36 protein-coding genes and 1 other RNA gene are annotated in these 24,082 nt (G+C 44.0%); 3 read left to right on the plus strand and 34 right to left on the minus strand.

The features are described from left to right. Window positions 1-49: 49 nt before the first annotated feature. The 23 genes from SporoP33_RS04620 to SporoP33_RS04720 all read right to left on the minus strand — a co-directional run bounded on the left by SporoP33_RS04620 (window position 50) and on the right by SporoP33_RS04720 (window position 10,310). On the minus strand, window positions 50-619 hold the full coding sequence (locus tag SporoP33_RS04620; protein ID WP_081242645.1) for a tyrosine-type recombinase/integrase: 570 nt from the start codon (window positions 617-619) through the stop codon (window positions 50-52). Continuing rightward, entirely contained in the window at window positions 616-1,257 is a 642-nt protein-coding gene (locus SporoP33_RS04625) for a LuxR C-terminal-related transcriptional regulator (protein WP_231293330.1), read from the minus strand. The genes SporoP33_RS04620 and SporoP33_RS04625 overlap by 4 nt, the downstream gene beginning before the upstream one ends. Before the next feature lie 135 nt (window positions 1,258-1,392). Continuing rightward, complete coding sequence (locus tag SporoP33_RS04630; RefSeq protein ID WP_081242647.1) at window positions 1,393-1,593, minus strand: hypothetical protein; 201 nt, start codon at window positions 1,591-1,593, stop codon at window positions 1,393-1,395. 35 nt (window positions 1,594-1,628) lie between these two features. Beyond that, complete coding sequence (locus SporoP33_RS04635; RefSeq protein ID WP_081242648.1) at window positions 1,629-1,844, minus strand: hypothetical protein; 216 nt, start codon at window positions 1,842-1,844, stop codon at window positions 1,629-1,631. A gap of 177 nt (window positions 1,845-2,021) precedes the next feature. Next, the gene (locus SporoP33_RS04640; RefSeq protein ID WP_081242649.1) at window positions 2,022-2,249 is read right to left on the minus strand and encodes a hypothetical protein; all 228 of its coding nucleotides are present in this window, start codon (window positions 2,247-2,249) and stop codon (window positions 2,022-2,024) included. Beyond that, entirely contained in the window at window positions 2,246-2,473 is a 228-nt protein-coding gene (locus tag SporoP33_RS04645; RefSeq protein ID WP_081242650.1) for a hypothetical protein, read from the minus strand. Before SporoP33_RS04645 ends, SporoP33_RS04640 begins: the two co-directional genes overlap by 4 nt. Next, on the minus strand, window positions 2,466-2,675 hold the full coding sequence (locus SporoP33_RS04650) for a hypothetical protein (RefSeq protein ID WP_081242651.1): 210 nt from the start codon (window positions 2,673-2,675) through the stop codon (window positions 2,466-2,468). Before SporoP33_RS04650 ends, SporoP33_RS04645 begins: the two co-directional genes overlap by 8 nt. Further along, window positions 2,668-3,399: a hypothetical protein gene (locus SporoP33_RS04655; RefSeq protein ID WP_081242652.1), complete on the minus strand. Its 732-nt coding sequence runs from the start codon at window positions 3,397-3,399 to the stop codon at window positions 2,668-2,670. Before SporoP33_RS04655 ends, SporoP33_RS04650 begins: the two co-directional genes overlap by 8 nt. 33 nt (window positions 3,400-3,432) lie before the next feature. Continuing rightward, the gene (locus SporoP33_RS04660) at window positions 3,433-3,693 is read right to left on the minus strand and encodes a hypothetical protein (protein ID WP_081242653.1); all 261 of its coding nucleotides are present in this window, start codon (window positions 3,691-3,693) and stop codon (window positions 3,433-3,435) included. Between the two features lie 95 nt (window positions 3,694-3,788). Continuing rightward, the gene (locus SporoP33_RS04665) at window positions 3,789-4,349 is read right to left on the minus strand and encodes a dUTP diphosphatase (protein ID WP_081242654.1); all 561 of its coding nucleotides are present in this window, start codon (window positions 4,347-4,349) and stop codon (window positions 3,789-3,791) included. Between the two features lie 154 nt (window positions 4,350-4,503). Continuing rightward, the gene (locus tag SporoP33_RS04670) at window positions 4,504-5,349 is read right to left on the minus strand and encodes an SANT/Myb-like DNA-binding domain-containing protein (protein WP_081242655.1); all 846 of its coding nucleotides are present in this window, start codon (window positions 5,347-5,349) and stop codon (window positions 4,504-4,506) included. A gap of 22 nt (window positions 5,350-5,371) precedes the next feature. Continuing rightward, window positions 5,372-5,836, minus strand: a complete 465-nt coding sequence (ssb, locus tag SporoP33_RS04675) for a single-stranded DNA-binding protein (RefSeq protein ID WP_081242656.1) — start codon at window positions 5,834-5,836, stop codon at window positions 5,372-5,374. 20 nt (window positions 5,837-5,856) lie between these two features. Next, window positions 5,857-5,985 (minus strand): hypothetical protein, encoded by a 129-nt coding sequence (locus SporoP33_RS16420; protein WP_255363024.1) that lies wholly within the window; start codon window positions 5,983-5,985, stop codon window positions 5,857-5,859. Further along, complete coding sequence (locus SporoP33_RS04680) at window positions 5,978-6,202, minus strand: hypothetical protein (protein ID WP_081242657.1); 225 nt, start codon at window positions 6,200-6,202, stop codon at window positions 5,978-5,980. The genes SporoP33_RS16420 and SporoP33_RS04680 overlap by 8 nt, the downstream gene beginning before the upstream one ends. Window positions 6,203-6,216: 14 nt before the next feature. After that, complete coding sequence (locus SporoP33_RS15940) at window positions 6,217-6,387, minus strand: hypothetical protein (RefSeq protein WP_155961309.1); 171 nt, start codon at window positions 6,385-6,387, stop codon at window positions 6,217-6,219. Between the two features lie 12 nt (window positions 6,388-6,399). Further along, a complete protein-coding gene (locus tag SporoP33_RS04685; protein ID WP_081242658.1) occupies window positions 6,400-7,266 on the minus strand; it encodes a DnaA ATPase domain-containing protein in 867 nt (288 codons plus the stop codon). Further along, window positions 7,190-8,032 carry a phage replisome organizer N-terminal domain-containing protein gene (locus tag SporoP33_RS04690; protein ID WP_081242659.1) on the minus strand — a complete coding sequence of 281 codons (843 nt, stop codon included), beginning with the start codon at window positions 8,030-8,032 and terminating at the stop codon, window positions 7,190-7,192. The genes SporoP33_RS04685 and SporoP33_RS04690 overlap by 77 nt, the downstream gene beginning before the upstream one ends. 109 nt (window positions 8,033-8,141) lie before the next feature. Then, window positions 8,142-8,420 (minus strand): hypothetical protein, encoded by a 279-nt coding sequence (locus SporoP33_RS04695; RefSeq protein ID WP_081242660.1) that lies wholly within the window; start codon window positions 8,418-8,420, stop codon window positions 8,142-8,144. Further along, on the minus strand, window positions 8,421-8,702 hold the full coding sequence (locus SporoP33_RS04700; protein ID WP_081242661.1) for a hypothetical protein: 282 nt from the start codon (window positions 8,700-8,702) through the stop codon (window positions 8,421-8,423). A gap of 108 nt (window positions 8,703-8,810) precedes the next feature. Next, window positions 8,811-9,143: a hypothetical protein gene (locus tag SporoP33_RS04705; RefSeq protein WP_081242662.1), complete on the minus strand. Its 333-nt coding sequence runs from the start codon at window positions 9,141-9,143 to the stop codon at window positions 8,811-8,813. Further along, window positions 9,140-9,886, minus strand: a complete 747-nt coding sequence (locus tag SporoP33_RS04710; RefSeq protein WP_081242663.1) for a phage antirepressor KilAC domain-containing protein — start codon at window positions 9,884-9,886, stop codon at window positions 9,140-9,142. The genes SporoP33_RS04705 and SporoP33_RS04710 overlap by 4 nt, the downstream gene beginning before the upstream one ends. Continuing rightward, the gene (locus SporoP33_RS04715; RefSeq protein WP_081242664.1) at window positions 9,883-10,083 is read right to left on the minus strand and encodes a helix-turn-helix transcriptional regulator; all 201 of its coding nucleotides are present in this window, start codon (window positions 10,081-10,083) and stop codon (window positions 9,883-9,885) included. The genes SporoP33_RS04710 and SporoP33_RS04715 overlap by 4 nt, the downstream gene beginning before the upstream one ends. Then, the gene (locus SporoP33_RS04720) at window positions 10,041-10,310 is read right to left on the minus strand and encodes a helix-turn-helix transcriptional regulator (protein ID WP_081242665.1); all 270 of its coding nucleotides are present in this window, start codon (window positions 10,308-10,310) and stop codon (window positions 10,041-10,043) included. Before SporoP33_RS04720 ends, SporoP33_RS04715 begins: the two co-directional genes overlap by 43 nt. Before the next feature lie 145 nt (window positions 10,311-10,455). Between SporoP33_RS04720 and SporoP33_RS04725 the strand changes: the two genes are divergently transcribed. The 3 genes from SporoP33_RS04725 (at window position 10,456) to SporoP33_RS04735 (ending at window position 12,441) form a co-directional block, all read left to right on the plus strand. Next, a complete protein-coding gene (locus SporoP33_RS04725) occupies window positions 10,456-10,860 on the plus strand; it encodes a helix-turn-helix domain-containing protein (protein WP_081242666.1) in 405 nt (134 codons plus the stop codon). A 190-nt stretch (window positions 10,861-11,050) separates the two neighbouring features. Next, entirely contained in the window at window positions 11,051-11,209 is a 159-nt protein-coding gene (locus SporoP33_RS04730) for a helix-turn-helix transcriptional regulator (protein ID WP_231293331.1), read from the plus strand. A 161-nt stretch (window positions 11,210-11,370) separates the two neighbouring features. Continuing rightward, window positions 11,371-12,441, plus strand: a complete 1,071-nt coding sequence (locus SporoP33_RS04735; RefSeq protein WP_081242668.1) for a tyrosine-type recombinase/integrase — start codon at window positions 11,371-11,373, stop codon at window positions 12,439-12,441. 49 nt (window positions 12,442-12,490) lie between these two features. On the opposite strand, the gene ssrA is transcribed toward SporoP33_RS04735, so the two are convergent. The 11 genes from ssrA to SporoP33_RS04790 form a co-directional block, all read right to left on the minus strand. Next, window positions 12,491-12,851: a transfer-messenger RNA gene (gene ssrA, locus SporoP33_RS04740) on the minus strand. A 90-nt stretch (window positions 12,852-12,941) separates the two neighbouring features. Then, window positions 12,942-13,409, minus strand: a complete 468-nt coding sequence (smpB, locus tag SporoP33_RS04745) for an SsrA-binding protein SmpB (RefSeq protein WP_081242669.1) — start codon at window positions 13,407-13,409, stop codon at window positions 12,942-12,944. A gap of 45 nt (window positions 13,410-13,454) precedes the next feature. Beyond that, on the minus strand, window positions 13,455-15,812 hold the full coding sequence (rnr, locus tag SporoP33_RS04750) for a ribonuclease R (RefSeq protein ID WP_081242670.1): 2,358 nt from the start codon (window positions 15,810-15,812) through the stop codon (window positions 13,455-13,457). A 48-nt stretch (window positions 15,813-15,860) separates the two neighbouring features. Further along, a complete protein-coding gene (locus tag SporoP33_RS04755; protein ID WP_081242671.1) occupies window positions 15,861-16,607 on the minus strand; it encodes an alpha/beta hydrolase in 747 nt (248 codons plus the stop codon). A 61-nt stretch (window positions 16,608-16,668) separates the two neighbouring features. Further along, window positions 16,669-16,896 (minus strand): preprotein translocase subunit SecG, encoded by a 228-nt coding sequence (gene secG, locus SporoP33_RS04760; protein ID WP_009498255.1) that lies wholly within the window; start codon window positions 16,894-16,896, stop codon window positions 16,669-16,671. A gap of 109 nt (window positions 16,897-17,005) precedes the next feature. Then, window positions 17,006-18,301 carry a phosphopyruvate hydratase gene (eno, locus tag SporoP33_RS04765; protein ID WP_081242672.1) on the minus strand — a complete coding sequence of 432 codons (1,296 nt, stop codon included), beginning with the start codon at window positions 18,299-18,301 and terminating at the stop codon, window positions 17,006-17,008. A gap of 12 nt (window positions 18,302-18,313) precedes the next feature. After that, window positions 18,314-19,840, minus strand: coding sequence for a 2,3-bisphosphoglycerate-independent phosphoglycerate mutase (gene gpmI / locus SporoP33_RS04770; protein ID WP_081242673.1), 1,527 nt, complete (start codon window positions 19,838-19,840; stop codon window positions 18,314-18,316). Next, a complete protein-coding gene (gene tpiA / locus SporoP33_RS04775; protein WP_081242674.1) occupies window positions 19,830-20,594 on the minus strand; it encodes a triose-phosphate isomerase in 765 nt (254 codons plus the stop codon). The genes gpmI and tpiA overlap by 11 nt, the downstream gene beginning before the upstream one ends. A gap of 12 nt (window positions 20,595-20,606) precedes the next feature. Continuing rightward, entirely contained in the window at window positions 20,607-21,794 is a 1,188-nt protein-coding gene (gene pgk / locus SporoP33_RS04780) for a phosphoglycerate kinase (protein ID WP_081242675.1), read from the minus strand. A gap of 134 nt (window positions 21,795-21,928) precedes the next feature. After that, window positions 21,929-22,936 (minus strand): type I glyceraldehyde-3-phosphate dehydrogenase, encoded by a 1,008-nt coding sequence (gap, locus tag SporoP33_RS04785; RefSeq protein WP_081242676.1) that lies wholly within the window; start codon window positions 22,934-22,936, stop codon window positions 21,929-21,931. Window positions 22,937-22,984: 48 nt separating this feature from the next. After that, window positions 22,985-24,019 carry a sugar-binding transcriptional regulator gene (locus SporoP33_RS04790; protein WP_081242677.1) on the minus strand — a complete coding sequence of 345 codons (1,035 nt, stop codon included), beginning with the start codon at window positions 24,017-24,019 and terminating at the stop codon, window positions 22,985-22,987. Between the last annotated feature and the right edge of the window lie 63 nt (window positions 24,020-24,082).

The following is a 24,082-nucleotide window of genomic DNA, read 5'->3' on the forward strand; positions in this document are numbered from 1 at the left end:
AGTGTGCAGTGCTTTTATGTACCCTTATATGAGTTCCTACGGCTTCTATTCATATTCCGCTGATCCTGTCCATATCATAAATCTTCTGTTCGATCCGCTCCGACATGACTCCGATGTATCGCAAGGTCTCCGTCTGCGAGCCGTGATTGTATATCTCCTGCAACTCAGCTACGTCCTTGTGCTGCTGGTAGTATCGAAATCCGAATGTCTTGCGCATCGTGTGCGTGCCGATCCGAATCTCAAAACCTAAATCCTCAGATGCTGATTTCAGAATTTCGTAAGCACGTTTTCTGGAAATCGGTTTTTGCTTTTTGCCTCTTCCAGTTTTGCGGGAAGGGAATAACAATTGCGTCCTTTTCATATTCATGGTGTAGTCTCTCAATACTTTCTTCAGCTGCGGATGGAGGATGATGCGTTTCATCTTGCTGGTCTTTTTCTCAAACAATACTAAATGCGTTTTCTCTACATCCGCTGCACGCAGAGGCAGTATGTCAGATATCCGAAGTCCAGTATAGATACCGACCAGGAACATAACATAGTCTCTTTCATTCCGTTCTTTCAGGTAGTTGGCCATCGCCACGACATCTTCATCTTCTCGGATCGGTTCCACTGAGTTCATAACATCTGCCACCCTTCATCCTTTATTTTCTTTCTCGCCGCTTCGATTGTATAATTAACCGCCCGTCTGGTTATACCAAGCATTTCACCTATCTGTGAGGCGGAGAAGTCCATAGACACCAATTCCATTACGTCGACTTGTCTTGGAGTCAAGCATTTCTTTATCTCCTCCACAAGCTCCTTACGTATTTTTTCTTCATACTCTTTGTCTTCACTTTGCTCAGTAGGCCATGGGTCATATGTAGTAAATGATTCATCGTCTTTCCTTCGCTCAATCCAATGATGCTCAAAAGGTATTTCTCTTTCGTAGTATGCTCGGCGCTCAATACTTCGCGAGACTGGAGGCTCTGTGTTGTAACGGATGCAATGGATGCTGTACGTTAGGCTGGATATCATACTGTTGATAATTTCTTTTTCTTGTTTTAAAACTTTATTCTCACTTTTTAGTTTCTTGTATTGCGATTCCCATGCACGGACGTCGTCGGCAGTCATATAGATTTCCCCTCTATCTGCACTCGCACCCATTCCCGTATTCTTCATCGTTTCAATTCCATGTTCACAATCCGTTATTTTATTATTTAGATTACTTTGCATGGCTCTGGTTAATTTCGCGGTCTTTTTATACTCATCAAGCAACATCTTCACGTTATCGTCACCTCGTTAGATTGAATTGTCTTACCGAATGACCTTCTGTTAATATAAAAAAGGCGCTAAATCAAATTGTTGACTTCAACAAAATGATTCAGCGCCCTCGGTTTTTCCGACTAAGCGTGTTTATCTTTTTAGTGTGACCCTATATGCTAGGTTACCTATCTTGTAGTTCTGACAAGGTAATTCTAGTATACCATGTGATGGCAATGGAATGGCTTGAACTTTTCCATTTTCGACAATATAAATTACTTTTTCATCCGTCGCATCGATCATCGCTGTCATGTCGCTCTTGTTAACTGGTATGTCTTTTGCTTTTATGTTCATAACGTCCCTCCTTCGTTTTATGTTCGGAAAGTGTATTAGCCGAGACGAGCTTCCCCCTCAACAACATCCGCAATTACTCCCAGCTCTTCTAATTTCTCGTAAGCTTCCTTCTCGCTGCTGAACGAACACCCTAACTTGGAATCCCTAGTCCATGTGTCATCGTAAGGGTTGTAATAAAAAACAGGCTTTACAGGTCCACTTGCGCTTTCAATCAAAGCTATAACCCAAACTTTCATAGTAATTACCGTCAATGAAGTCCCTCCTTCGCTTTATCCGTCTAATACATCACTTCCTGCGCCCTCTATTCGATTCATCCTGTATAAACCGCAAGCCCTGGTACTCAATAACCGTAGGCTTGCCTTTCTTGCGTTTGTGTACTGTGACTGTGGGTGTCGGATTGATGATGATGGCTCCGTGTTTTCCCGGGATCATGCGGACTCACCTGTCTCACTTATTGATACACAAGACAAATCATCCACTCTTACGATATGAACCGCATCACCTTCAGTTATTCTTATAACGGAATGCAGATTTTCATTGAACGATTCATCTATAATGTCGATGATTTCAACCAATCCTTTTTGATTTTCGGGCGTTTCTTCCACATTCATTGTTTGAGTTCCACCACTTTTGTAAAGTAAGTTAATTTTTATCATTCCATCCCCTCCAATAACTTTAGCTGCTCCACCAATTCCGGCTCCCGATAATTCCGCGTTACGTCCACACTGTCGAGCATCGCCTGCAGCCGGCGGTTGTTTTCTTCTACTTGAAAACGCTCGGATTGTTCTACTTCCAATTGCCGATTACAAATTTTTACTTGTTCACTTAACTTGGCGATGAGCACCTTTTGTTCTTCAATCAGATAATTTCGGTTAGGCATGTGGATGCAACCCCTCTCTCGCTATCGCTTTTATCATGTTAATCTGGAAAGCTGACTCTGTTTTTATTGCCGCTATTTGTTCTAATCGATTCTTCATACGCCTTGTGATTTCAAGCAGACGAAACACTTCATCTGCTTGATACTCACTTTCTCCAATAGCCGCTTTTACTGCCAATTTGTGAAGTAGTTCTGTTTCAGTCATAAGCAAAGCCCTCAGCTCTTTCGCTTAATGATACATACCTTTTCGCAAGGGCTAAACTCAATTTTTCCGCATCTTCCAGTATTTTCACCTTATTTTCTAACACTTGGCATCGGTGTTGCATTTCTTTATAAGCTAAGTCTGCCTCGCAGAACGATTCTTGTTGCTTATCAGCGAGCTTTGTATTTTGGATTGCATTCAATCTATCAATCTCGTTCTTCGCATTTTCAATTTGACCTCTGAGTACCATGTTTTCCTTCTCTGAGCTATCGAGTTGTTTTTCTGCGTATTCCCTGTCCGTCGCTTCTTCGTTATGACTGACTTCTAATCTCTTCATTTCAGACTTGATTCTGGTGTATTTTTCTTGGAGCTCTTCGTAATCTCTTGCGTGACTTTCCTTCAATCGATTGATTTGTTCTTTCAATAGCTTGATTTCAATAATATTCTCTCCAGCACTTTTCGCTTCTTTTGAGGTTGTTTTTTCTCCCGCCTGTTGCGCCGCTTCCTTTTTAGATTCACCTGCAGACTTGATTAATCCGGCAGCACGCTTCCATTCGTTGAATCCCGCGTTATGCATTTGGTATTTCCTCATTATCTTTACATCCGAAACACCTTGTGCTTTTAAGTCCTGGTACTCGTCAATTGTTATTGGCGCGTTTTTTAAAACTTCTCGTTTCTTATACACTTCTTCCATCATGCGCTTGTTTTCTTCTTGTTTTGTCGTCATTTCAATTCCTCCTATTTCTCCTAGAAATTTGTATCAATTACACACCAATAGCTCTTCAGCTTTAAATATTCCGTTCCGCTCTTTTCCTTGGAATTCTACTTCGTATTGATTCAATTTCCTGCTAACCCTTTTAACGACTAGTCCTTTTCGTCCTTCGTATTCTTGCAGGTAGTAAAACGTCTCAACATCATCATCATCTACAGCAGCACGAACCCTTACCTCGTCGTAGATCCGTATGGGTTGTTCGCGAATTATTTCAACCTCTGTCGAAAAAATATCTAACTGCTCTTGCATGATAGAGTGCCTCCTATTTTCGTATGTTTTCTAACAGCGACAAGCTGGACGCTACCAGCAAAGTCGCCACTAGGAATATATTGATTATTGTCACGTCAATACCCTGTGTCTTGTCTAACGTGGTTGACTTTGTTTTTGTTGTAGTAGGCTTGCTCTATTTGTTCCCAGGTGAATCCGAGCATTTCACCAAGGCCGATAAAGTTTTCAATGATATGGAGATAATTCGGCAAACTTTCGTAGGCAAGCATCGTTCCTACTTTCGTTGAAATGAAGACGAACTGCTTGGCAATACTTCGGTTATTCACGGGCCTTGCTTCTTTCACTAATAGATGAAATTCCAAATCCAACCCAATCGACAAAATAAAGTGCAAGCAATCCACGTATTCTTCGAGCAGAGGGTTTTTATCATATTTTGCTATGCTTGAAAATCCATTATCCCCGCATTGTTTTTCTTCGTGATGTGAATACGCTTTGATTCTCGGTTCCCGATCCACGCTCCAAAATTTAAAACCGCGCCATTCATTCGCACACTCGCCTAGCTCTACCTGCAAAGCCAAAATCTTATCCAACAGCAGGTCCTGTCCTTCCAACCCCTTCTCTTTCACAATCCGTTCATCCAACTCGCGTTGCATTTCAAACATTTTATTTAAGTCCAATATTTTCTCCACCTTTTAATTTTCTCTACCTGCATACTCTCTGTTAGCGCACCCAGAACACAACTTGTGTCGCCAGCAATAACTGTGAGCGTGTGCTATTTCCGCTTTCTTGCATATATGGCACGTGATTTCTATTACTTCGTTGCGCGATCGTTTAGCTCGTACACACTGATTGTTCGTTCGTCTGCTTTTCGTTTGCATTCACTTCTGCCTCCCCATCGAGCTTGTAAGGCACACCATTTCTAAACTTGTAGCCCATACGCTCCAACTTACCGCGTATTCCGAGAGCACTTTTATTTAATCTGTAGCCGATATCTTCCATGCTGTATCCTTTACTTACTAAATCCAGCAATGCTGCAACATCTGCATGTGTATACTTGACTTGGTTATTCAGCCTTACTGGACGTGCTTTCATATCCAGATCCAAGAGCCTTCGTTTAACAGCACCTTGTGACCTTTTCAGGCGTTGCGCTATTTCTGGATAAGTGAAGCTGTGTGCGTTTACCATGCTTCTAAGCATTCGATCCTCTTCTTCTGACCAGGGGTTCTTATTTGACTTATCAACATATAGACGCTTCGCCTGATCTGCACTGCGCTTCACTCCCACCCACTCTTCTTCAGCACCGAGCATATTCTTTTCAAACCTTGAGAAATCAATCATTTCTTTGTTCTTTTCAGCCCACTTCCAAAAGTCTTCTATTTTGATGAACATGACACTTTTCTTGGAAGCAAGCCGTTTATTTACTACTGGCAAGTCGTATACTTTCACCCAATGATTCAGCGCGTTGTAATTAACCCCTATAACTTCTGACAGCTGCAAGAGCGTTAACCCGTTAAAACATTTACGCGGATCTCCCAGATTAAGACGTGTTGCTTTTATTTTTACGCTGTTAACTGTGCGCCCCAGCTTCTTCGCAATGGTTTTGTAAGAAATAACACCCCACTGATCTTCCAAATATTCCACTTCTTCAGCGGTCCAATTTTTACGATGTCTATTCATCGTTACTACCTCCCGGACAATATTAGTAGATTGGTAAGCCGCCGGAGTTTTCAGGCGGTGCATACTGTTGAGAATGTCCACCGTAATTGCCTGGGCTGTTGTATTTGTTCGTTTGAGTATTGGATTGCGTTTGTTGTTGAGGTTGCTGTGATCTTTGCTGTGCATTATTACGGGGTTCCAAAAACTGCGTGCTGTCTGCAACAACTTCTGTCGTATACACCCGCTTTCCGTCCTGGTCTTCAAAGCTGCCTGTTTGAATTCGTCCATCCACTCCTGCCAAACTCCCTTTTCTAAGATAATTTGAAATATTCTCCGCTTGTTTTCTCCATGCCACACAATTGATAAAGTCTGCTTCGCGTTCGCCTTGATTGTTCGAGAACGCTCTATTCACCGCTAAAGTGAAACGAACGACTGCAATTCCTGCTTGAGTGTATTTTAGCTCCGGGTCTTTTGTTAGCCTGCCGACAAGTACAACTCTATTTATCATTTGATTACCTCTATTCTTTTTTAAGATCCAAATAACTGGTCGTATAATTTAATTAGTTCCTGATCGTTCAATCCTTCTAAGTAATCTAGTGAGTAATTTTTTCTAAGTGTAATGGCTGTAATTAGCGCACCACGTTCTTCTTCAGGCATGAATTTCACCTCCAAATATTCCGTTTGATCGTTCTGTTATTAACCCGTTCTGCGCTTGCTCCAACACCATGAGCGCGATTTCAAACGGCTTGCGTTTCAGATTTTTTGCAATGTCTTCGATGTGTTCCCCGTTATTCCATAGCTCGCGGAAAAGTTCTGGTTCGCCTGCTCTGACTGCCCAATCGATATCCATGCTGTCCAATAGCACTTGATCCATGTCGTTCACTCCTTTCAGTTCAGCGCGGAAAGTAGAATGTCCATCGCGCCTGATTGATCAGTGTTCGTTTCTTGCTGCAAACTTTTGAGCGCGTTGTCGAATTGCTGTTCCAGAACTTTGTCCTGCTGGCCGGAATCATTCCAAGCTCCGGCGATCAAAATTAGTTGATTGATGATGTGCTGCAATTGGCTTCACTCCTAAAAATTAATATTTCGTATTCTTTTATCTGAGGTGTTTTCAAACTTAATTACATATGTGTCGCGCAACAGCCTGGAGACTGTTTTTGCGTCATACATGCGACACAACGATTCTCGGTCGAGATTGGTAGTGAAGATAGTAGATTTGTCTTGCCTGGAGTCTGCTATGCCTTTTAATATGCGTATTGTGTAGTCGGAAGCTTTTTTGTCCGTGCCCGTAGCTCCTGTTTCCGCTCCCAGATCATCCAGAACCAGAAAATCAACCTTTGATAGCAGCTGGATGAAATACCGCTCTGTGTATATACTTTCTTTGTTTGAGAAACTGTCGCGCACTCTGGATAACATCTCGTCAATGTCGATAAACAAACAAGTGCGATCTTGATTATCCGTTTCGTTCATATTCCGGATGATGCTCATAGCCAGATGACTTTTACCGACACCTGGATCGCCATGAAACAATGTATTGAATTTGTTGCCTGATCTGTATTGATTGACCGCTTTGATCGCGCGTGCTTTATTCGTCTCTTCTTCAGAGTTCGGTGAACATTCATAGTTTTTGAAGGTTGCACGAATCAATGTTTTATCTTTAAAGAGGGATTTGCTTTCTAATGTTAAATAGTTTTTACTGAACAACGCGCGGTTAAGTCGAGCAGATTCTTTCTTTTCTAACTCTTCAGTTTCTCGCTCACTTTCGCATTTAGGACATACTTCTATGCCGTCAAACATAAGCTTTTGATAACGCTTTGTAATCGTCCTGCCTAATGATGCGATTGATTCATGTTCGCAATAATTAGAAGTTGACTCCATCCGACCAGATTTTTTTAGGTTTTCCATTACGTTGCTCATCGCGTCCGATAGTTTCTGCATTACGACTAACCTCCTTTTGATTTAAATAAGATTCAAACTTAGTGCCAAATAGAGTATCTGGACGAATGAACTTACTCATTTTCGAGTCGTTGATCCACTCTTTTGTTTTGATATCAATAACTTTGTAAAAGTCTTCTAATCTAAAACCTTCATTCCATCTAGCTTGAATCAAATCTTTTGTTTTTCTGGTAGTTGAACGGTAGTTAGCAGAGGCTGCGTTGTTGAGATAATTTATTATCTCGACAAAAGGTATTATCTCTTTCTTATTCTTTTCTAGTTCTAATTCTAGTTCTGTTGCGTTACCATTCGTTACTGTTTCGTTACCTGTAACGCTGTGTAACGTTACATTTTTGTCGACGTTTTTTGACGGAGCGTTGATAGCCTTGAGTTGTCTGTGCCTGGCCACCCTTTCTCTGGTTTGTTTTCTCATCTTTTCTAGCCCGTCAATGTTCTGGTGCTTCTCCCAATTCGCTATACTTAGGTATGAATGCTCATCCAACTCCAACATTCCAAAGTCCTTAAACGTCTTGAGCGCCAGACGAACTGTTGCTAGAGGGCGATGAAATATAGCTGCAAGCATCTCCTCTGTGTACGGAATATTTTCGCTTAGGTATATATAACCGCTTGCGTTCGTTTTTCCCGCTTGCGCTAGCAACTTTAACCAAATGACCAATAGCGTGTCAGCTTCGGGCATTTGTTCGATTAGCTTGATCTTTTCATCATCAAACATGCTGACGCTTAATTTAATCCACTTTACATCTGCCATGATGATCCTCCTTCGTGTTGACAAGATAGTTGTTTTAGGTGATGATTAGAGTAGTAAATATATCAGCGTCGCTCACTGCTCACCCACACTCCACATGTGAGTGAGCTTTTTACATTCTTGCGTGCGCAATATAAAAGGCCCCTTGCTTGTCCCGCTTTGGAATACCATCGCGGCCGACTCTTCCTGCTGGCAAGACCTGAATGTGATAATCACACTCGTGACATTCAATTTGCGGGATACCCAGGGGGATGTAATGACTTCCCTTGTGTCCACATTCGCAGTAATATCTGCATTTATAACGCTTGAATCCGTTGGTTTCTATTTTTATTCCTGTTATCCAAAATTCAGGCTTACCGTTGATGTACGGTCTTTTAGTAACGTCAAACATTTACCTCACCTCTTTCGCTAGACTGATAAATTCGTCATACTTATTAAGTACCGTTTGCGGTATTTTAAGGTTTTTGTTTTCCCGCGAATCATAATATTTACCCGTTTGCGTATCACGCTTATAAATAATAACGGTCCTTACTTTGTACTTTGGCAAGCTCTCGACGCTTTCTACTTTCGCCTCCACCTTCCAAGATCCACTTTCGCTTCTCCATGTTTCATGTAGTTCCGCAAACGCAACATCTGGTTTACCTATTGGCGCGATGCATACACTTTTGCTCATTTCTCGACTCCTCCTCCACTTCTTTTCCCGCGTCTGACCACAGGACGCCTAGCATGAATGCGATGATCGGCATTGTAATAGCGCACACCAACAAGTATTCGTAATCCGTCATAATGACGCCACCTCCGAAATGTACTGGTAGTGTTTTGGGTGCGTCTTTTCAATTGCCGCTAATTCTGAGTCATCAAATATTGTGAAAAACTTAACGCCATACACTTCGTTTGTAAGTGTGTATGGATACTCATAGCCGTTATTATTTTCTACGTCATAATATTTTGGAGCAAAAGATTCCAAGAATGAAGTTGTTCCAAGTTGCACTCTTGTTCCTAAAGAATCAATATTGATTGCTGTTATTCCGTCTCCAGAATTCTCCGTTTGGCTATCATCCACAACCGAAGCCAATACATTTATTAGATCAACGGTTTCGTTTACAATGTTCATGCTTGCTCACCTTTCTTCTCCATGATTGGAAGGATATTTTTGGCTTTAAGAAGTTCGTAGATATACAGCCTTCCTTTTTGCGTCCACTTCGTCATGAGCCTCGTTCCTTCTGATCCGTCTTGCTTTCGGAAAGTGGATGTGTGTGACTTTGTGTAGCCTTGACCTTTATGCTTTGCGTAGAGTAACCACTGGCCGTTAATCTTGTACTGGATGCCGTGAGTATTGAGCAGCTTATTGAATGCATGCGCAGTCATTCCGTAATCATCCGCTATTTGAGTAGTAACCATTAAGTCGGTTGACTTCAAAACTTCGTCGACATAAGTAACTTTTGGCTCCATCTCGCTAACTCGCTGGTCGAGTATTTTGTTTTCTAACTGCAACTGCTCTTTTTCTTCTTCTGCTGCTACTAATTGCAAAAGAGCTTCTTTGAAGTTGGTCGGTAAATTGAATTCCGGTTGTTTGTTTTCAAGTTCTTCAATACGCTTGATAACCTTGTATCTAGTTTTGGCATCGTATTTCAAAGCTAGTTGCATCGCTCCGTCTTTGCCGAATAAGTAGCAGGGGTATTCTTTGCCGCGACTGTTTGTAAAAGTTGACTGCTCAAAAATGAGCCGTGAGATTTCTTCGCCCAAAGATTCAATTTCATTACGAATATCGCGCATGACGTTCTTGTGTTCTTTACCTACAATTTCCGCAATGTCTAAACTTGTCATTTGTACTTCCGCTTTCATTAGCTGATTCATATGATTTCCTCCTCTTGAAATAAATCATTAAGTGTACAACTGAAGTATTCCGCTAACTTCATAGCTTCTTTTAAAGTAAAATCAGACTTACCATTTTCTTTTAATGAATAAGTGGCGTGATTAATATTCAGCACACTCGCGATTTCTTTTTGCTTTACACGCGATTCTCTTCTTTTAACATAGAGTTTGAAATGCATCCTTCTTCACCTCTAATCTCGGTAATACCGAAGTTTCTAGGTAAAAAAATATCTTCAATCGACATTTTAAAGAATTGACTAACAGCAAACATCTCGTCCATCTGGAACTGATGTCGACCTCGTTCCTTCATTCCGTATGTCTCTCCCGTGATTCCCAACAGTTTTGCCATGTCTTTCTGCTTCAAACCTCTTTCGCTACGCAAGCGAATCAAGTTCCATTGCTTCATGTTTTTTTCCTCCTGTCTATTTGCTATGAATCTATCATATTCGTTATTACCGAAGTTGTCAACGAAATGTTTCGTTTTTAAGGAATAAATATCTTCAAACTGCATAATACTATGGTATAATAAGTCCCGGAAGGAGGCCGCACTAATGAAGGAAGATGATTTGTCGAGGTTTGTTGGAAGTAAAATAAAGTATTACCGAAGAAAGAAGAAACTAACGCAAAGCGAATTAGGAGAGTTGATAGGTAAAAAAAATAACACTGTATCAAATTATGAAACCGGTACGATCTCGCCGGAGCAAGATGCTTTATTCGCTATCGCCAAAGCCCTTGATATTAAAGTGGATGATCTGTTCCCAGAAATGAATGTTGTGGATGACGATAATAACTTTGAACGCGCGTTACGGATGGCGAATGGATTAGAGTTGAAAGAAATGAATTTTTTGAAAGAGTTAATAGAAAAAACCCTCTCCATGCAGGGAGAGGATCGGGAAAAGTTTTTAGAAAGCATCAGGTTTACCGTGGAGTATTACGAGAGGATGAATCAAGACTAATTTTTGAATTTTGGCCGGGCGGTTTACACTTCTGTTCTTTCAGAAGTTGGACGAAACTCACCAGTGTTTGTACTGCATTGTTTTTCATAACATCGCCGCCTTTATAATATTGTGAGGTGTCTAGTTGGCTTACAAAGTCGGAAGATGCCTACTTCGAGAACGCTTGGATGATGCCGGTATAGATCAGGTTATGTTAGCGAAAAGTTTGAATGTGACTAAACAACAGGTGAATAAATATGTCACCAACAGACAACGTATGTCACTCGAAACCGCTAAAAATATATCATCTATCGTCCACTGTGAAATTGAAGATTTGTACGAGTGGATCGAAGTAGGTAATGACGAGTAGATTCATCATCTACTCGCCGACAAAAGTCAGCCGAAGAACTTACCTCCATTATAGCTCAAATTTTCTTAAATTAGGTAAAATAAATGTATTTGACTTATTTAATATAGTTACTATATCATGAAAAGAACAAATGTTCTAGTTATATTTGAGGAGGTATTCTGATGGCAGTAAAAAAGGATGACAGCTCGAAAAAATGGTTCTTCTACGGAATGCACCCTAACGGCAAACAATATAAGCGCAGAGGATTCCGGACAAAAAAAGAAGCTCAAACCGCAGAATTGAAATACTTGGATGAGTATGAGAATACTGAGCCGGGTGATGATATAACGTTTGAAGTTTTAGCGGAGGAATACTTACAGTGGTATGAAAAGCGAAGAAAAGCATCCTCGTACATTAAGATCAGCAGCATCATTAATACGCATCTGATTCCGCATTTTGGAGATGTGGATATTAAATCTATCCGGCCGCGCGATGTTACGAAATATCAGGACACCATCATAGGAAACTTTAAACCATCCCATGTAAAGAAGATCCATACAACATTGGCTGCCGTACTAAAACATGCAGTAAAACAGGAATACTTAAAGACCAACGCCGCGACCATAGCGGGCAATGTAGAATTGGAAGAGGACAAGCATATCAACTACTGGACACTTGATGAGTTTAAACAGTTTATATCCGTTGTTAACGACCCACTTTATCATGCTTTATTTATGACTTTGTATTATTCGGGGATGAGGAAAGGGGAGTTGCTTGCACTTACTTGGGGAGATATAGATTTTGAAAACAATTCAATCCTGGTCAATAAAACCGAATACAACCGAAAGGTTACATCCACAAAAACAAAAGCATCCAATCGAACGATCGTGATGCCCGGTCACGTTATGCGGTTGTTATCCGGTTTGAAATCAAAGAATGACAAGATGACCTATGTAGTGTTCGGGGAGTTTCATGATAGTTTGTCGACTTCCACACTGGACAGAAGATATGACCGTTATATAGAGGAATCAGGAGTGAAGCGCATTCGCATACACGACTTCCGGCATTCGCACGCCAGTTATCTGATTAACAAGGGGATTATTATATCTGTGGTAGCTGCCCGCCTGGGTCACAGCGATCCTGCAACTACTTTAAACGTGTACTCTCACCTATATCCGACAACAGAAAAAGAAGCCGTACTCACAATGGAGGACGACTTCAAGCCTGTGCAGATATTGAAATTCAAATCTTGATTATGCCAATATTATGCCAGCACCTCTGTAAACACCGTTAAATCAACGGTTATGGAGACGGTGGGAGTCGAACCCACGTCCAAAGGCTCTGCTACTTCAGCGTCTACGCGTGTAGATCGATTATTTAGGTTTCGCGCAAGCATTCTGCCATCAATCAGGGCGTCCTGTGCGCTATTCCGGGAATCTCTTATGACATCCTCAGAATGCAGATGTCATCGTAGCTCACTATAAGTGAACCTTACGCCTCCACATGAGCGATGGAAACGGAAGGTAGATTCAACAGCTTACGCTGCGAATGCTAGGTTGTTGTTTGTTTTGCCAGTTATTATTAACTGTCGTTTCTGACGGAGACGATCCCTCCGACGCGCAGCTCAAGCCCAGACCACCCCTGTCGAATCCGTAACGTCCCCGAAGGAAAGTTCGGAACCCGGGCCCGTTTCACTTAGAACGGCGGGTCGTACTTGAAACTAACTATAGTATATAATAAATCGGTGCAAATATCAATCTTGCTGTCTGGCTTTGAATGCCCGCTGCATATCGCGCTTGTGCTCTTTTTCTTTCAGGTCCTGGCGCTTATCATAGAGCTTCTTCCCTTTACCTACACCAATCAATACTTTGGCGAAGCCGTTCTTTATATACATCTTCAGCGGTACGATCGAATACCCTTGTTCTTTCATCGTCCCAACGAGTGACTTGATCTGCTTTTTGTGCAGCAGCAGTTTCCGCACGCGGACGGGATCATGGTTGTGGATGTTTCCCTGCTCATACGGACTGATGTGCATATTGGAAATCCATGCTTCGTTATTACGGATTAAAACAAACGCATCACGCAGCTGGACTTTGCCTTTGCGGATGGATTTGATTTCTGTACCTTTTAGCACGATTCCTGCTTCAATCGTTTCTTCAATTGCGTAATCATGATTCGCCTTTTTATTAATTGCGAGTACTTTACCGGTTCCTTTGGCCATGCAACTTCCTCCCCCAACAGAAGACTGGAGCAATGATCTCCAGCCTTATTTTTTCTTTGGACGTTTTTTAGATTTCTTTGGCATACCTTCATAAAACTTTTTCTTTGGTTTTTCATACTTTTTATTGCGCTTGTCACTGGAACCCTTCGCTCCGCCGCCAGCACTCGGCTTTCCGCCCTGGCCTCTGCTCTGGCTTCTTCCTTTGCCTGATGCACCGGACTGAATGACTTTTGGTGATGCTTTGCGGGAGCCTCTGAAGTTCTCTTTCATGCCGACGATTTCAAAGTCTACTGCCTGCTCTTCCGGCTTCACCGAAATAACACGCACTTTCACTTCGTCTCCAATACGGAATTGTTTCGCTGTGCGTTCGCCGATCATCATCATTTGACGATCGTCGAAACGATAATAGTCGTCGTTCATGTTCTGGACATGCACAAGTCCTTCTATCGTATTCTCCAGCTCTACAAACATACCAAAGTTCGTGACCGATGAAACGACACCTTCAAACTCTTCCCCCACTTTATCCACCATAAACTGTGCTTTCTTCAATGCATTCGTATCACGTTCTGCATCGACTGCACGGCGTTCGCGGTCAGACGTGTGCTGCGCAATTTCAGGCAGGCGGGCTGTCCAGTGTCCAATTGTAGATGAGGACAAGTCTTTTTCAAATAAATACGTGCGGATTAAACGATGCACGATCAAGTCCGGATATCTTCTGATCGGTGCCGTGAAATGTGTATAGAATTCCGTCGACAAACCGAAGTGTCCGAGACTTTCCTGATAATATTTCGCCTGCTGCATAGAACGCAATAACATCGTGGAGATGACAGATTCTTCCGGCAGCCCTTCAATCGATTCTACGATTTCCTGCAATGCGCGCGGATGTACTTGGTTGCCTGATCCTTTGACAACGATCCCGAAATTCGTCAGGAACTCAAAGAAGCGCTGCAGTTTCTCTTCTTTTGGATCTTCGTGAATTCGGTACAGGAACGGAACTTGCAGCCAGTGGAAGTGCTCTGCCACAGTTTCATTGGCAATCAGCATGAACTCCTCGATTAGGCGTTCTGACACGGTGCGTTCCACAATGACCACATCTGTCGGCCATCCTTTTTCATCCACCAAAATTTTCGATTCTTTGAAATCGAAATCGATTGCGCCGCGATCTTGACGCTTCTGACGGAGTATAGCTGCCAGTTTCGCCATATCGTTCAGCATTGGAACGATTTCTTTATACTTCTCGGATAACTCTTCATCTTTATTGTCGATGATTTCATATACGTCTGTGTATGTCATCCGATAATTCGAGTTGATGACACTCGGATAAATTTCATGTTCGACCACTTTTCCGTTATGGTCAACTTTCATCTCACATGTCAGTGTTAAACGGTCTTCTCCCGGATTCAATGAACAGATTCCGTTAGAGAGACGGTGCGGCAGCATAGGTATCACGCGGTCCGTTAAGTAAACGCTTGTGCCGCGGTCTGCTGCTTCTGCGTCCATCGGAGAGTTCTCCGTCACATAGTAGCTGACGTCTGAAATATGAACAAACAGGCGATACGATCCGTTTTCTTCTGTGAATACTGAAATCGCATCATCCAAGTCTTTCGCGTCGGCTCCGTCAATCGTCATCGTCAAGTCATTGCGCAAATCTCTGCGGCCTGCGAAATCGTCTTCCTGGACTGTTGTCGGCACACTTTTTGCGTGTTCCATCACTTCTGCAGGGAATTCAACTTCAATGCCATGCTTATGAATAATTGACAAGATGTCCACGCCCGGATCATTTTTGTGGCCGAGTATTTGTGTCACGATGCCTGTTGCGGACTTTTCGTCGTTTGGCCAGTTGGTAATTTCAACGATCACTTTCTGACCGTCTACGGCTTCCAGTGAATGGCCTTTTTCGATATAAATATCCATCGGCAGTTTTTTATCATCCGGCAAAACAAATCCAAAACCGTCATGTGCCTGGTAGGTTCCGACTACTTTCGATGTTTTGCGTTCGACAATTTTTGTGATAGCACCTTCGCGGCGGTCACCGAATGAACTGCCCGATACACGGACAAATACGATATCGCCGTTCATGGCACCATTAATATCGTGCGGCGGGATAAATACATCGTCACCTTCCACGTCTTCCGGCACGACAAAGCCGAAACCTTTTGCGTGCCCGATGAATTTACCGCGAAGCAAATTCATTTGTTCAGGGCTGCCGTAGCGATTATTGCGTGAGCGAACGACTTTTCCGTTCTGTTCAAGCTGTACGAGCGTTTTAACCAATTCTTTAAATTCTGCCGCCTGTTCCAGACCGAGTTCTTCTTGAATCTCGTGGACAGTGGACGGCTTATAGGATTCTTCTTTTAGTAAAGAAAAAATCCGTTCTTGTAATTCATTTTCTTTTGAATCCAAACAATCATCTCCTCCTATTCTTCCTGTCAGTTATATCTTCCCCTGTTTTCACTCCTGCCAATCAAGGGATTCTAAGAATTTCAGCACATTTTCGTGAAGCTGTGCTTTTTCCGGGCCGAGTGTAATCACATGTCCGGATTCTTCATACCACTGCAGTTCTTTGTACGTTGATTCCGCTTCATCATAAATGATTTGGGCAGACTGCGGATCGATTACTTCATCATGCCGTGATTGAACGACCAGCAGCGGTGTATAAATATGGCTGACTTCTTGCCGCACGCTCTGGACCATCGACTGCAGTCCGTCGAGCCCCGGCATGGATTTCGTTTTCAAATCGTTCATTTCTTCTGTAATCTGTTCTTTTGGCATGCCGGCGAACTTTTTGTAGTCGCGCGCATATTTCAACACACCCTGCCACATAAGATCCGTCGTTTTCATCGTCATCGGAGCACACATCGTTACGATGCCTGTAAGCGGAAATTCCGATGCCAGCTTCAATGAAAATACCCCGCCGAGTGACAATCCGGCAACTGCGATCTCTTCATATCCTGCCTCTTTTAACTTATTATATGCACTCAAAACATCTTCCCACCACTGCTCCGGGTTCGTTTTGATCAGCTCTTCCGGCGGCACACCGTGACCTCGGTAATGCGGTGCCAATGACGTGTAATTATGTTTTTCAAGGAAGCGGCCAAGCATCCGCACGTCTGCAGATGTTCCTGTGAAGCCATGCAATAATAATACCGCACGTTTTCCATGTTCAAAGAAAAATGGCTTCGGCTGGGCAATTCGCATGTTTTTCGTTCCTTTCTACGAAAAGCGCCTGACCGTTCAAACTTGGTCAGGCGCTTGCATTTTATATTTTCATAATCGCAATGGTTAAGACAAAGAATAAAACAGATAAGACGATTGTCGTTCGTTGAAGAACGAGGTCTAATCCGCGTGCTTTTTGTTTTCCGAAAAGTTGTTCTGCCCCTCCGGAGATGGCTCCTGACAGTCCCGCACTCTTACCGGATTGCAATAATACAACTACAATTAATGCTATAGCTACGACTACAAGCGATGCTGTTAAAACGGCATGCATGTTTTTCCACCTCCAAAATAGCAAGTTACAACATTTCTATTCTAACAAAGCTGATGCCCCGGCACAACCTTTTGTTACAAATTATGCCGATTCACCAGCTATTGTACGATTATTTATTCAAATTATAGAATGTGTCTTTGCCGAGGTACTGTGCCGTTTCAAATAACTGATCTTCGATACGAAGCAATTGATTGTACTTCGCCACGCGGTCTGTGCGTGAAGGTGCGCCTGTTTTGATTTGACCGGCATTCGTCGCTACGGCGATATCTGCAATCGTTACGTCTTCTGATTCACCGGAACGGTGTGAGATGACAGCAGTATAGCCAGCGCGTTTCGCCATTTCAATCGCATCGAACGTTTCCGTTAATGTACCGATTTGGTTCACTTTGATCAGGATGGAGTTACCGATTCCTTCTTCAATTCCGCGTGATAATTTCTCTGTGTTCGTTACGAACAGATCGTCACCAACTAATTGAACTTTGTCGCCGATGCGCTCAGTCAGCAGCTTATGTCCAGCCCAGTCGTTCTCGTCCAGACCGTCTTCAATGGAGACGATTGGATATTTTTCGCAAAGCTCTTCATACCAAGCGACCATTTCTTCAGATGTTTTGCGCACATCTTCGCCTGCAAGGTAGTAACTGTTTTGGTCTTTATCATAAAACTCGGAAGAAGCAACGTCCATTGCCAGCAAGATATCCTCGCCCGCTTTATAGCCTGCTTTTTCGATCGCTTCAATGATCGTTGTCAATGCTTCTTCATTCGAGCCAAGGTTTGGAGCAAATCCGCCTTCGTCTCCGACTGCTGTGTTCAAACCTTTGTCATGAAGGACAGATTTCAGGCTGTGGAAAATTTCCGTTCCCATGCGAAGTGCGTGACGGAAAGATTCTGCACCTACCGGCATAATCATGAATTCTTGAATGTCGACGTTATTATCCGCGTGCTCTCCGCCGTTTAGGATGTTCATCATCGGTACAGGCAGCTGCTTTGCATTGAATCCGCCCAAGTACTGATAAAGCGGCACATCAAGATAATCTGCTGCTGCGTGTGCGACTGCCATGGATACACCAAGAATCGCGTTCGCTCCGAGCTTTCCTTTATTATCCGTACCGTCCAGTTCGATCAATGCTCTGTCGATAACGACTTGATCTAACACTGAATAATTTTCTTCCAGTTCGTCAGCAATCACTTCATTGACGTGATCCACTGCTTTCAAGACACCTTTACCATTGTAACGATTTTGATCACCGTCACGAAGTTCTACCGCTTCATACTCACCAGTAGATGCACCGGATGGTACGATGGCACGTCCAAATGCGCCGCTTTCTGTGAATACTTCTACCTCTACAGTTGGATTGCCTCGTGAATCGAGTACTTCTCTAGCTTGAATGTGGGTAATGATTGGCATGAAGATCTCTCCTTAGAATAATGGTTTGCCGGTCATTTCAACCGGTTGTGGTATTCCTAACATTTTCAACATCGTAGGTGCAAGGTCCGCGAGTATGCCGTCTGTGCGCATTACTGCGTCAGGAACCGTAACGATGACAGGCACAGGATTTGTCGTGTGGGCTGTCATTGGCTGTCCGCCGATGGTGACGACTTCGTCCGCGTTGCCGTGATCCGCCGTAATAATAGCTGATCCGCCTTTCGCAGACAGTGCATCGATGATTCGGCCGAGACACTCATCGACCGTTTCTATCGCTTTGACTGTCGGTTCGAGCATTCCGCTGTGACCGACCATGTCCGGGTTCGCGAAGTTCAGAATAATCGCATCCTGCCGTTCAGCTTCGATTTCCGCAACGAGTGCGTCCGTCACTTCATAGGCACTCATTTCAGGCTGCAGATCATACGTCGCAACTTTTGGCGAGTTGATGAGAATCCGGGTCTCCCCTTCGAACTTCTCTTCGCGCCCGCCGCTCATGAAGAATGTCACGTGCGGATACTTTTCTGTCTCCGCAATCCGCAGCTGGCGTTTGCCGTGGTCTTCGAGCACTTCGCCGATAGTCTTTGTCAAATTGACATTATGGAATACAATGTCACCAACTACTTCATCATTATAATGCGTAAAGCCTGCAAAATGTAAGTCCGTAAATTTTTTCACGCCTGTATCAAAGCCGTCGAAGCTTGGTTGTGTCAAAGCGCGTGACAATTGAATCGCACGGTCCGGACGGAAATTGAAGAAGATTACTGCATCTCCGTTTTCAATCGCAGCGACCGGCTTGCCGTCCTGCTGTATGACAAAGGGCTCGACAAACTCATCATGTATTTCTTCGGCATAAGAAGCTCTGACTCCTTCTTCTGCTGATGCACAATGCGGGCCGATTCCGTACACCATGGCGTCATACGTCTTTTGCACACGTTCCCAGCGCTTATCGCGGTCCATCGCAAAGTATCTTCCGGAAACCGTGGCGATTTGGCCGACGCCAATTTCCTTCATTACATCTTCCGTACGTTTAATATACGGAATAGCAGTTGTCGGACCGACGTCGCGGCCGTCGAGGAAGGCATGCAAATAGACACGTTCCACACCATGTTCCTTCGCCATTTTCAATAAAGCGAATAAATGTTCATAGTGGCTGTGTACGCCGCCGTCAGACAGCAGCCCCATCACGTGAAGGACAGATTTCTTTGTCTTGACATGTTCCATCGTCTCAAGCAGCGCAGCATTTTCAAAAAACTCGCCGTCACGAATCGATTTATCAATTCGTGTCAGGCTTTGATAGACGATGCGGCCTGCCCCAATATTCAAGTGGCCAACTTCAGAGTTCCCCATTTGTCCTTCAGGTAACCCTACCGCTTCCCCGCAAGCTGTTAATGTTGCATGAGGATAGTTTTCCCAGAGCAAATCAAAGTTAGGAATCTTAGCATGCGCCACCGCGTTGCCATACGTTTCATCCCGCAGGCCGAAGCCGTCGAGAATAATGAGCGCAACTGGTTTATTCGACATGAGTTCCAGCCTCCACTAATTGAACAAATGCGTCCGGATCCAGGCTCGCTCCGCCGACTAATGCGCCGTCGATATTGTCTTTGGCAAGTAATTCTGCAATGTTTTCTGGCTTTACGCTGCCGCCGTACTGAATACGGATGGCATCTGCCGCTTCTGCCGAATACAGTGTTTCGATTTTATGGCGGATCGCCGAACATACTTCATTGGCATCATCGGCAGTTGCTGTCTTGCCTGTCCCGATTGCCCAGATAGGCTCGTACGCGATGACTGCCTGCTTCGCGTGCTCAGCAGTGACACCCGAAAATGCTTTTTTCACTTGTGCGGACACGATAGAAACCGTCTCGTGTGCTTCACGCTGTTCTAATGTTTCACCGACACAAACAATCGGCACCAGGTTGTGATTAAATGCGGCCAGTACTTTCTTATTTACAGTATCGTCTGTTTCATTGAAATACTGACGGCGTTCAGAATGCCCGAGAATGACGTAGTCTACACCCAGGTTTTCCAGCATCGCCGGGCTGATTTCACCCGTAAACGCGCCTTCATCCGTATCATGCATTGTTTGAGCGCCTACTTTGATCCCAGTCGTTTCAAAGCGCTGCAGCAAGTCATTAATGTACAGCGCAGGCGGGCAGATGACTGCCTCCACTCGATCTGACGCTGTGAGTTTTTCTTTTATGTGTTCTGCAAAATCCGCAGCTTCACCGGACAGTTTGAACATTTTCCAGTTGCCTGCAATTATTCGTTTACGCAAAAGAATTCCTCCTCATTCTCTATCTTGTAATACGGCCACTCCCGGCAATTCTTTACCTTCCATGAATTCCAGTGAAGCGCCGCCGCCAGTGGATACGTGATCCATCTGGTCTCCCACTTCAAACTTTTCGACAGCCGCTGCAGAGTCTCCCCCGCCGATGACGGTATAGGCAGCTGTTTCTGCCATTGCGTCTGCCACTGTCTTCGTACCGTTCGCGAAAGGTGCCATCTCGAACACACCCATCGGTCCGTTCCAAATAACAAACTTGGAATCCTTAATGACTTCCTTATAACGCGCTGCTGTTTCAGGCCCGATATCCAGACCCATCCAGCCTTCCGTAATGCCTTCTACTGAAACGGTTTTCGTTTCCGCATCAGCCGCAAACTTATTTGCAACGACTGCATCAGTAGGCAAGTACAGATTGACTGATTTTTTCTCAGCCTTTTCGATGAAAGACTTTGCAAGTTCCACTTTATCTTCTTCCACTAGTGAATCGCCGGTTTGGTATCCTTGCGCGCGCGTAAATGTGTACGAAAGTCCGCCGCCGATCAGCAAATTGTCGACTTTGTCCAATAAATTATCGATGACGCCAATTTTGTCTTTCACTTTCGCACCGCCGATAATTGCCGTGAAAGGACGTTCAGGATGAGATAATGCTTTCCCGAGGACATCCAGTTCTTTTTCTAATAAGAAGCCAAGAACGCCCGGTATGTACTCAGCAATACCCGCAGTGGAAGCGTGTGCACGGTGCGCCGTTCCAAATGCATCATTGACGAAAACATCTGCGAATGAAGCATATTGCTTGGACAGTTCTGCATCATTTGTCTCTTCGCCCGGATTAAAGCGGACGTTTTCAAGCAAAATCACGTCGCCGTCTTTCATTGCCGCAATTGCCTGCTCCACTTCTTCGCCGATAGATGAATCCAGTTTTTTAACCGGCTTGCCAAGCAATTCGGACAATTTTTCGCCCGCGTTTGTCAAGCGCATATCTTCTTTCACTTCACCTTTAGGACGACCCAAATGGCTGGCCAAAATGACTTTTGCCCCTTCTTTCGTCATATGTTCAATTGTCGGCAAAGCCGCTCTGATCCGCGTGTCGTCCGTTACCTGTCCATCTTCCATCGGCACGTTGAAATCCACACGGCAAAATACGCGCTGGCCGCTTAATTGAATATCTCTGATTGTCTTTTTCATACCCATTGAATTACGTCCTCCTCCAGTTAAATACAAAAAGAGGAACGGGTTTCTCCGTTCCTCTCACCCACATTATTTCATTATAATCGGTTCGCATGGGAATGGCTACGATTTATAACACTTTCCATGGAATTCTCGTATTATAGGCCTTGTTCGCTCATATAACGCGCTAAATCGATACAGCGGGCGGAGTATCCTGATTCATTGTCGTACCAGGAAATCACTTTCACCATATTGCCTTCCATAACCATTGTTGACAAACCGTCCACTGTGGAAGAGGCTGTGTTGCCATTGTAGTCAATAGATACTAACGGCAATTCACTGAAGAACAGAAGATCTTTCAATTCGCCTTCTGAAGCTTTCTTCAGCGCGCCGTTTACATCTTCTACAGATACTTCTTTATCCAATTCTGCTACGAAGTCAACAAGTGAAACGTTTGGTGTCGGTACACGCACAGCCATTCCGTCCAATTTGCCTTGTAGCTCAGGTATAACTTTTGTTACCGCTGATGCCGCACCTGTAGATGTCGGAATCATCGACACGCCTGCAGCACGCGCACGTCTGTAGTCGGAGTGCGGAAGATCCAGAATGCGCTGATCATTTGTATACGAGTGAATCGTCGTCATCATACCGCGCTTCACGCCGAATGTATCATTTAGTACTTTCACGACTGGCGCCAGACAGTTTGTCGTACATGAAGCATTCGATACGATGTGATCAGTCGCCGCATCGTACGTTCCTTCATTTACACCCATCACAAGCGTCGTCATTTCACCTTTCGCCGGAGCAGACAGGATCACTTTCTTCGCGCCCGCATCGATGTGCTTCTGCAATGCATCTGTCGAACGGAAGACACCTGTACAATCGACTACGATATCTACACCGAGGTCTTTCCATGGTAAATCAGCAGGATCTTTTTCCGCGAATACGCTAATCTTTTTCCCATTAACAATGAGGGAAGATTCATCTGATTGAACCTCCGCGTCAAACACACCATGCACGGAATCATATTTCAATAAATGAGCAAGCATCGCTGCGTCCGTCAAATCATTGATTGCCACTACTTCCATATCCTCACTTGCAAATGCTTCACGCAGCACCAATCGTCCAATTCGTCCAAATCCATTAATCGCCAGTTTTACTGTCATCTGAATCGCCTCCATTAAAGTGGTTATTATCTTTTTGCCTTTCGGGCATTACATCCTCTTGATCAATGACAGCATTTTTTCTGCTGCCCCTTCATCAGTTACTAAAATTGTATGAGACGGTGCACTCGCCAAATACGACAGCAGTGCTTCCGCTTTGCTCGCTCCGCCAGCTACCGCAAACACTAACGGTACGTTCTGCAATTGTTCCATCTGAATGCCGACTGTGCGGATTCTGTGAACAATTTCGCCTTGCTGATTGAAATAAAATCCGAATGCTTCTCCTTTTGCCTGCTGATCCGCAAGAATCTGCTGTTCATCTTCAGGAGAGTTTCGCAATAAGGCCATTTTCGCTGCATCTCCAACTCCGTGAATGACGCAATCCGTTTGGCTGTACAAATCCAGCATCTCTTTTGCGGCCGGCTCATGCTGGAATACCGCATGCGCTTCTTCGCTGAGTGTGTCAGGATAATAAAACGCTTTATATGATGCATCGCAAGTTTCTGCGAATGAAGCCGCAATTACATTTGCCTGCAAGCCCAGTTCTTCTCCTACGCCGCCTCTTGCCGCGATGAACAGCACATCTTTCAGCTCTTCTGTCGGCATGAATGGAGGAACTGCAGCCACCGAACTGCCGCCGGTTACTGCGACAATCTTAACGTCTTTTACATGGGCACTAAACTGCTTGGCGGTTTGCATGCCAAGTAATTTCTTTGTTAAAGCGGAATGATCTGCATCACCTTCGACTACAAATACGTTTCGGATCGCCAGCTGCTCTGACAGCTTATTGGCAAGCTGCCGTCTGCCCGACTTTTCCTCCATCGTATCATGTAAAACAAAGAGCACTTCTATACCTTTTTCTGTAGCGGACACGCCTTCTTTTGCGATGTGCACCAATCCCTGATCTTTCAGCAGTTCAAGCATTGTCCGTGTTTCCCGCTCAGAATACCCTGACATGGAACTCAATGTTCTTCTTCCGACAGGCCCGGATGCTTTGATCAGTTTCAACATATGGTACCGTTGCTCAATCAGCAGCGGAAGTTCCGGTACAAGTGCAAGTTGTGCTTCAGTAAATGATACGTTCAATTACATCACTCTTTTCAAGTGGGTTGTTTTTGATCCCTGTTGTATATTATCGTCCCACCTAGG

It is taken from the genome of Sporosarcina sp. P33, from assembly GCF_002077155.1.
Taxonomy (GTDB): domain Bacteria; phylum Bacillota; class Bacilli; order Bacillales_A; family Planococcaceae; genus Sporosarcina.

Excerpts from the sequence above, each read along its gene's own strand:
- SporoP33_RS04680 (WP_081242657.1), bottom strand. The coding sequence starts at position 6,202 with ATGGATCAAGTGCTATTGGACAGCATGGATATCGATTGGGCAGTCAGA.
- gap (WP_081242676.1), bottom strand. The coding sequence starts at position 22,936 with ATGACAGTAAAACTGGCGATTAATGGATTTGGACGAATTGGACGATTG.
- SporoP33_RS04650 (WP_081242651.1), bottom strand. The coding sequence starts at position 2,675 with ATGACTGAAACAGAACTACTTCACAAATTGGCAGTAAAAGCGGCTATT.
- SporoP33_RS04645 (WP_081242650.1), bottom strand. The coding sequence starts at position 2,473 with ATGCCTAACCGAAATTATCTGATTGAAGAACAAAAGGTGCTCATCGCC.
- SporoP33_RS04695 (WP_081242660.1), bottom strand. The coding sequence starts at position 8,420 with ATGTTTGACGTTACTAAAAGACCGTACATCAACGGTAAGCCTGAATTT.
- SporoP33_RS04625 (WP_231293330.1), bottom strand. The coding sequence starts at position 1,257 with ATGTTGCTTGATGAGTATAAAAAGACCGCGAAATTAACCAGAGCCATG.
- SporoP33_RS04735 (WP_081242668.1), top strand. The coding sequence starts at position 11,371 with ATGGCAGTAAAAAAGGATGACAGCTCGAAAAAATGGTTCTTCTACGGA.
- ssb (WP_081242656.1), bottom strand. The coding sequence starts at position 5,836 with ATGATAAATAGAGTTGTACTTGTCGGCAGGCTAACAAAAGACCCGGAG.
- SporoP33_RS04730 (WP_231293331.1), top strand. The coding sequence starts at position 11,051 with ATGTTAGCGAAAAGTTTGAATGTGACTAAACAACAGGTGAATAAATAT.
- SporoP33_RS04640 (WP_081242649.1), bottom strand. The coding sequence starts at position 2,249 with ATGATAAAAATTAACTTACTTTACAAAAGTGGTGGAACTCAAACAATG.
- SporoP33_RS04755 (WP_081242671.1), bottom strand. The coding sequence starts at position 16,607 with ATGCGAATTGCCCAGCCGAAGCCATTTTTCTTTGAACATGGAAAACGT.
- gpmI (WP_081242673.1), bottom strand. The coding sequence starts at position 19,840 with ATGTCGAATAAACCAGTTGCGCTCATTATTCTCGACGGCTTCGGCCTG.
- SporoP33_RS04670 (WP_081242655.1), bottom strand. The coding sequence starts at position 5,349 with ATGAATAGACATCGTAAAAATTGGACCGCTGAAGAAGTGGAATATTTG.
- pgk (WP_081242675.1), bottom strand. The coding sequence starts at position 21,794 with ATGGGTATGAAAAAGACAATCAGAGATATTCAATTAAGCGGCCAGCGC.
- SporoP33_RS04715 (WP_081242664.1), bottom strand. The coding sequence starts at position 10,083 with ATGCATTTCAAACTCTATGTTAAAAGAAGAGAATCGCGTGTAAAGCAA.
- SporoP33_RS04685 (WP_081242658.1), bottom strand. The coding sequence starts at position 7,266 with ATGCAGAAACTATCGGACGCGATGAGCAACGTAATGGAAAACCTAAAA.
- SporoP33_RS04720 (WP_081242665.1), bottom strand. The coding sequence starts at position 10,310 with ATGAAGCAATGGAACTTGATTCGCTTGCGTAGCGAAAGAGGTTTGAAG.
- SporoP33_RS04690 (WP_081242659.1), bottom strand. The coding sequence starts at position 8,032 with ATGGCAGATGTAAAGTGGATTAAATTAAGCGTCAGCATGTTTGATGAT.
- SporoP33_RS04630 (WP_081242647.1), bottom strand. The coding sequence starts at position 1,593 with ATGAACATAAAAGCAAAAGACATACCAGTTAACAAGAGCGACATGACA.
- SporoP33_RS04705 (WP_081242662.1), bottom strand. The coding sequence starts at position 9,143 with ATGAACATTGTAAACGAAACCGTTGATCTAATAAATGTATTGGCTTCG.
- eno (WP_081242672.1), bottom strand. The coding sequence starts at position 18,301 with ATGCCAATCATTACCCACATTCAAGCTAGAGAAGTACTCGATTCACGA.
- smpB (WP_081242669.1), bottom strand. The coding sequence starts at position 13,409 with ATGGCCAAAGGAACCGGTAAAGTACTCGCAATTAATAAAAAGGCGAAT.
- SporoP33_RS04710 (WP_081242663.1), bottom strand. The coding sequence starts at position 9,886 with ATGAATCAGCTAATGAAAGCGGAAGTACAAATGACAAGTTTAGACATT.
- SporoP33_RS16420 (WP_255363024.1), bottom strand. The coding sequence starts at position 5,985 with ATGCCTGAAGAAGAACGTGGTGCGCTAATTACAGCCATTACACTTAGA.
- SporoP33_RS04655 (WP_081242652.1), bottom strand. The coding sequence starts at position 3,399 with ATGACGACAAAACAAGAAGAAAACAAGCGCATGATGGAAGAAGTGTAT.
- secG (WP_009498255.1), bottom strand. The coding sequence starts at position 16,896 with ATGCATGCCGTTTTAACAGCATCGCTTGTAGTCGTAGCTATAGCATTA.
- SporoP33_RS04660 (WP_081242653.1), bottom strand. The coding sequence starts at position 3,693 with ATGCAAGAGCAGTTAGATATTTTTTCGACAGAGGTTGAAATAATTCGC.
- SporoP33_RS04725 (WP_081242666.1), top strand. The coding sequence starts at position 10,456 with ATGAAGGAAGATGATTTGTCGAGGTTTGTTGGAAGTAAAATAAAGTAT.
- SporoP33_RS04620 (WP_081242645.1), bottom strand. The coding sequence starts at position 619 with ATGAACTCAGTGGAACCGATCCGAGAAGATGAAGATGTCGTGGCGATG.
- SporoP33_RS04700 (WP_081242661.1), bottom strand. The coding sequence starts at position 8,702 with ATGAGCAAAAGTGTATGCATCGCGCCAATAGGTAAACCAGATGTTGCG.